At 35.8% G+C, this 6890-nt stretch carries 2 protein-coding genes and 1 tRNA gene; 2 read left to right on the forward strand and 1 reads right to left on the reverse strand.

All coding sequences use genetic code 11. The features are described from left to right. The first annotated feature begins 340 nt into the window (after nucleotides 1-340). Nucleotides 341-4621 (forward strand): tetratricopeptide repeat protein, encoded by a 4281-nt coding sequence (locus AFK68_RS17040; RefSeq protein ID WP_143437965.1) that lies wholly within the window; start codon nucleotides 341-343, stop codon nucleotides 4619-4621. A gap of 304 nt (nucleotides 4622-4925) precedes the next feature. Here the strand turns inward: AFK68_RS17040 and AFK68_RS17045 are convergent. Beyond that, nucleotides 4926-4998 (reverse strand) — tRNA-His (locus AFK68_RS17045). A 96-nt stretch (nucleotides 4999-5094) separates the two neighbouring features. Here AFK68_RS17045 and AFK68_RS17050 point away from each other — a divergent pair. Next, nucleotides 5095-6630 (forward strand): serine/threonine-protein kinase, encoded by a 1536-nt coding sequence (locus AFK68_RS17050; RefSeq protein ID WP_210407461.1) that lies wholly within the window; start codon nucleotides 5095-5097, stop codon nucleotides 6628-6630. Nucleotides 6631-6890: the final 260 nt, after the last annotated feature.

Here is a 6890-nt window from a genome sequence, read left to right on the forward strand (position 1 = left end):
AGTAGACTAATAAAGGGTTTTCCTAGGTCATGCTGCGCAAACAGGATTTAGAAATGTCAAGAGCCTTAATGCGTAGCGCTATATTTGCAAAAATACTTTTTTCCTATTCCCTATTCTCTGTTCCATGTTCCCGGTTCCCTGTTCCCTAAAAGCGATAAATTTTTGGCTTTATTCACGCATTGAGATGCACCCTAATATTTATTGTCTCAAAACATTAACTGACAATAATTTCAGACAATTTGATCGACAAAAAAGTAATCAGGATGGAAACCAATTGATATTAAGTGGATTACAGGAAAAAAAGTATTGTGTTAAACTACTCATAAACTAAAGATAAAGAGTGAAAAGTCAATGTATGTTATTGCCTGCTGTTTTACACCCTGATATAATTGAGTTTCTCCGAAAAGATGTAGAAAGTAATTTACAAAAGAAAGTATGGGAATGTATTAAAAGACTAAAACACCAACAATTTAATAGTGGATTACGGGTAAAAAAGCTCAAAGGAATAAACAAAAGAGTATGGGAAGCTAGAATTAATAGTGCTAGTCGCTTAATTTTTACCTACGATAAATCACAGCGACCAGAAACAGGAAAAACGCAAGTTTATCTAGCAATTCAAGATATTTGTTTAGACCATGATGATGTATCACGACGTGCTAAAGCCAGGCAAAAAAGCCCTGATTCTGAATGGTTAGAAACAGCAGAATTTGAAGTCATTGTAGAGACCAGAAATTTCCAAAATCAGGATAATGATACAGATAAAAATATATCATATTCATCAGTAGAAAAAGCAAATATTGAAGCAGTGAAAGCTTTGGATTTGGAAACTAATTCAGATTTAACAGATGACGAATTGTTAGGAAATATTGAGTGGCGAGTATTAGAGTCAGAAACAGAATGGCAAAAAGCGATTATTGAGCAAAATACAGATTTACCTTTAAAGCTGACTCCAGAAGAATATCAATTGGCTAAATTGTCAGGAAATCTATTATTAAATGGTAGTGCAGGTACAGGAAAAACCACAGTAGCCTTATATAGAATGCTCCAAAAAAAACAGTATAGCAATTTAGGAAAACGTTTATATATTGCCTATAACGATTTGCTAGTTAATAATGCTGAAGAACAATTTCATCAAATAGTCAGTGCAAATAGTCAATTAGAAGCAGAATCGAAACACTCAACAAATCAAATAGTGTTTGAATTTAAAAATCTCCACCAATTATGTTTAGAAATCCTCGGTAATCATCAGATAATATATTATCCTCAAGATGAAGTTAACTATCAAGTATTCTCGGAAATGTACAAAGCACATCCTTTCAGAAAACAATATCCAACAACTTTAGTCTGGGAAGAAATTAGAAGTATAATCAAAGGTAAACAATTAGCAATTACAGAAAATATTTTACCGGAGAAAGAATATGAAAAAATTAGTAGAAACAGCATGATGTTAATGCCTAATAAACATCGAAGAGATATATATAAAATCGCCGAATGGTATCAAAAAAAACTCCACAAAGAAAAATTATATGATGACATAGATTTAGTCAGAAAAGTATTGCAATTGCTAAAAAATAATCATCGAAAAAAATATGATTTAATTGTTTGTGATGAAGTACAAGATTTAACAGAAATACAATTAGAATTATTATTTAATTTAGTTGCTCCCAGGGGAAATTTATTGTTTGCTGGAGACTCTTATCAAATGATTAGTCCTAGTGGTTTTCGCTGGGAAACACTAAAAGATAAATTTTATCCCCACAGAAAAGTAGAGCAACAAACTCTGAAATTTAACTTTCGGAGTGTAGGAAGTTTAGTAAAATTAGCAAATCAACTGCTAAAATTGCGTTCTAGATACTTAGGAGAATCTACAGGATATTATTCCAGGACTAATAGTATTTATGGTCAACCAGCTAGACTAATTTCAGCAGATAATCAGACATTAGTCAAAACATTAAAGGAAACATCTCTATATCCTGGTGATGCTATTTTAGTCAGAAAAGAATCAGATAAAGAAAGAATTAGAGCGGAACTAAATTCTAGTTTTGTTTTTACAATTGAAGAAATAAAAGGATTAGAATTCGATACAGTTTTTATCGTAGATTTTTTTCAGCCACAAGCAAAACTTTGGAGTAAAGTAATACGAGGTGGGGTACTAAAAGAAAAAGAAAAACCACAACTACAACTAGAATTAAACTTACTTTATGTAGGAATTACTCGTGCCAGCAGAATATTAAATATTTGGGAATCAGAGCTTAGTCAACTTTGGCAAGAACCAGAATTAACAGGTTTATTTCAGTCAATAATTCCTGAATTAGTAAGAAGCGATCGTATAGAACCTAGCCCAGAAACGTGGCGTAAACAAGGACAATATTATCTAAAAGCCGAGTTTTATCAACAAGCGAAAGAATGCTTTAGTAAATCTGGCGATGTAATTTTAGAGAAACAAGCTCAAGGCAAATTATTAATTCAAAAACAAGCTTATAATGAAGCAGCAGAAATTTTTGTTGAATTAAAAGAATGGCAAGATGCAGCACTGTTATTTGAAAAAGTAGAAAAATGGCAACAAGCAGCAAAATATTGGGCAGAAATTGGGGAATATAATAAGCAAAAAATTTGTGAAGCTTCTCAACTAGAAACAAGTCTAAAATGGTCAGAAGCAGCTAAAAAATGGGAAGAAATCCCAGATTTTGCTAATGCTAAACGGTGCTGGATGAATATTCCTGAAAAAAAAGCAGAATACCGCGCTATTGAATTTGAAAAGAAGAAACAATGGCTGAAAGCTGCTACTGAATACGAGTTAGCAAAAATGCCTCAGAAAGCAGCATTTTGCCGAGCTAAAGAATTTGAAAAGAAAAGACAATGGGAAGATTCTATTACCCAATATGAAATAGCAGGTATGACAGAAAAAGCCGAAAAATGTCGTCAGGAAGGAGCAGATGCATTACACCAACGGGGATTAATCAAACTACAAAAAAGAGATAATACTGGCGCTCTAGAAGACTATAATCTTGCCATACTTCTAGAGCCAAATAATCATCAATTTTATCACAATAGAGGTATTGCAATTGCCCAAATGGGAAACTTAAAAGGGGCTATAGAAAATTTCCAAAAAGCATTAGAACTCGATCCAAAAGACCTGCAAATCTATAATAATTTAGGAGCAGTTTATGTAGAATTAGGAGAATTAGATCGAGCCATAGAGCTTTTTTCTGAAGCTCTGCAATTAAATACTGAAGAATCTCAAATCTACCAAAACTTAGGAGTAGTTCGTTTTAAAGCTGGAGATCCGCAAGGAGCTATAGCAGATTATAATCAAGCCATACAATTTAATCCCAATAAAGCAGAAGCTTACTATAATCGAGGTATTGCTCATCGTTTCCTTAGAAATAACCAAGATGCAATTGATGACTTGACAAAAGTATTACAACTCAATCCTAAAGTTGTAGATGCTTATACCCAGAGAGGTATTATCAGGTTTGAGATGAAAGATATACAAGGAGCAACTGCCGACTTTAATGAAGCCATTAAACTTAATCCTAAACATCCTGAAGCTATCTACAACCGAGCCGTAATTCGTCGTCTGACTAAAGATAACCAAGGTTCACTAGCTGATTTTAATCAAGTTATCAAGATTCATCCTAACTATATGGATGCTTACATCAAACGAGGTATAGTTCGTTTCGATCTTGGAGATCATCGCGGTGCCCTAGAAGACTTAGACCACGCAGTAAAACTTCAACCCGAAAATGCAGAAGCTTATTACCATCGAGGTAATACTAAACGCAGTCTAGGAGATTTTCCCGGCTCGATCGCTGATTTTGAGACTGCGATAAATTTTAACCCTCAATATCATCAAGCTTATAACGATATGGGTATTGTCCGCCTGAGAACAGGAGATATTTCAGGCGCTATGAAAAACTTTGAAGCAGCCATACAAATCAAGCCAAACTATGCTGAAGGTCATAACAACCGAGGTTTTACAAAGTTTAGACAAGGGGATATTTCAGGAGCAATGAAAGACTTTGAAATAGCTATAGAAATTAATCCCAACTACGCCGAAGCATACAATAATCTAGGAAATTCTCGCTTTCAAACAGGAGACTTTGAGGGAGCAATGAAAGATTTTGGTGAAACTCTACGCATTCATCCCAAATATGTTCCTGCCTATAATAATAGAGGTTTAGCGCGTTTGAAATTAGGAGATTTTTCTGGAGCGATCGCTGATTGTGATGCAGCGCTAAAAATTAATCCCAACTATGCTTTAGCCTACTATAATTTAGGCTTAATTCATAGTGAAATGGGAAATTTACCACAAGCTATTGCAGACTACAACGAAGTATTACGACTGTATCCTAGAAAAATTGATGCTTATATCAATCGAGGGTTAATTTATCTGAAGTTAAAAAACTATACCCAAGCTATTAAGGATCAAACCAGTGCTTTGAGTATTAATCCTAATCTTCCTCACGTTTATTCTTTTCGTAGCGAAGGATATATTAAGTTAGGACAATTAAAAGCAGCTCTTGATGATTTGCATAAAGCAGCAGAAATTTACCAGGAACAAGGAAAGCAAGAAGAATACAAAAAGGTTATGAATGTAATTGAGAAGATAGGAGAATAAGAGGAGTTAGAAGTCAGAAGTCAGGAGTCAGAAGGAATAAAAATACAAATGGAGACAAATTATGGATGTTTCTGATTACCTATAAAAACTGAAACCTTCAAGAAAAGTCCACCTATATCACCTACTCAATTGCTCCTCTCTACCCCCACTCAAACTAATGTCCATTTTCACAAACCATCTATAAAGATGGACAATTAATCACTTGTCCCATCATGCTATACTTAATTGAGTGAAAACTGAGTGAAGCTAACGATTACACCATGAGTCATCTGGTGAGAGTCACTTAGAGAGAGGATATAAAAAGGGCGAACGATGGGACTCGAACCCACGAATGGTGGAACCACAAACCACTGCCTTAACCACTTGGCCACGCTCGCCATATCTATTTTTCTTACAGTTTACTAATGTAGCATTACTAGATTATATTTGTCAACCCCATAGCCAAAAATATAAAATCTAAAACTTCCCCATCAATGAGTTATTGCGTTAATTCCCAATGCCCCAAACCAGAAAACCCAGATACAGTAAGCAATTGCCAGAGTTGCAATTCTCCTCTAATTCTCCAGAGGCGCTATCGTCTCCTGAAAAAAGTTGGTCAGGGGGGTTTTGGCAAAACATTTTTGGGCGTAGATGAACAACATCCTCTGAAGCTCCCGTGTATTCTTAAGCAAATATCATTTCCCACTCTCGACCCCGAAAGCCATCAAACAACAGCTAGACTGTTTCGGCGAGAGGTCATGCGGTTAGCGCAGTTAGGGCAACATCCACAAATTCCCCTACTTTTAGCTCATTTTCAATACAATCAAAATTTGTATTTAGTACAAGAATATATTGAAGGTCTGACATTAAAGCAAGAATTACAACAAGGTCTCTTCAGCGAAGAACAAATATGGCAACTTTTGCGGGAGTTACTGCCAATATTAAAGTTTATTCATCAACATCAAATTATTCACAGAGATATTAAACCAGAAAATATTATTCGTCGTACTTCCCCACCTATTAACTATCAAAAACCACCCCATTTACCAGGAGAAAATAAACTGGAAAAATTAGGAAAAGTGGGAGAAATTGTATTAATTGATTTTGGCGTGGCGAAGTTGCTGACAGGTACTGCTTTAATTAAAACTGGTACAGTTATTGGTAGTCCCGAATATATGGCACCGGAGCAAACCAGAGGAAAAGCACTGCCAGCAAGTGACTTATTTAGTTTAGGTGTAACTTGCATTCATTTACTGACGGATGTTGCGCCGTGGGATATGTTCGATGTTGTGAATGACTGTTGGAGATGGCGAGATTTTTTGCCGAGAGGGGGTAGTGTGAGTCAGCATCTAGGCAATATATTAGATAAGTTGTTGCAAAATTCTGTGAGTCAACGCTATCAGACAGCGGAACAAGTTTTGGAAGCGTTGGAGTCTCGCTCTAATATTGTCAGGCAACCTGTAGAAAATGTTGAGTCTTTGGCGTTGGTAAATCAAAAGTCACCTCAGTTACCTCTGTTGCCATCGGTGCAGAGTTTGGTAGGGAGGTTTATTCCGCAAATTATGACACTGGATGAAAATGAATTAATTTCAGCAGTGGGGGTAGAGTATGGGAAATTGCAGTATTTGTTGGCAGTGCAAAAATGGCAAGAAGCGGATGTAGAAACCTGGGGAGTTTTGTGTGAAAGTTTGGGGAAGAGGAGAAAAAGTTATTTGTTTCAGGGCGATCTTGATAATTTGCCTTGTGAAGACTTGCTGACTATTGATCGCCTCTGGGTAAAATATAGTAGAGGAAAATTTGGGTTTAGCGTGCAAAAACAAATTTATGAAAGTGTGGATGAAGATTATGGAAAATTTTGCAGTCAGGTAGGTTGGTTGACTTATAATTTACATTTTCGCGATCGCGGATTTAAGTTTAGAAATTGGGCACCAGTTGGTCATTTACCTTCAAGAATTTGGTCAGGTGGTAAGAAGTGGTGGAGTCATGCGGAAGCGATGGCGAAAAAGTTGGATAAGTGTGGTTTTAGGTAGTTAGGTGTTAGGTTTTAGCTGAAATAGGACTTACGCAGGCGAACCCAGAAACCCGGTTTCTCCTAGATGTTTATGTCTTAAAAAGAATGATTTACCGTAGAAACCGGGTTTCGCGTGCGTAAGTCCTATGAAAGAATTTTCTGGGAAGGTTGAGGTATCAACTATAAAAGTAGAAAAAATTTCATTTTGAGAATTATCAGCTATAATTTAGTATAGTAGTGAACTGAGAATCTAAAATAGTGCAATAGTAGGGGCGGGTT

It is taken from the genome of Hydrocoleum sp. CS-953 (genome assembly GCF_002260545.1).
Taxonomy (GTDB): domain Bacteria; phylum Cyanobacteriota; class Cyanobacteriia; order Cyanobacteriales; family Microcoleaceae; genus Trichodesmium.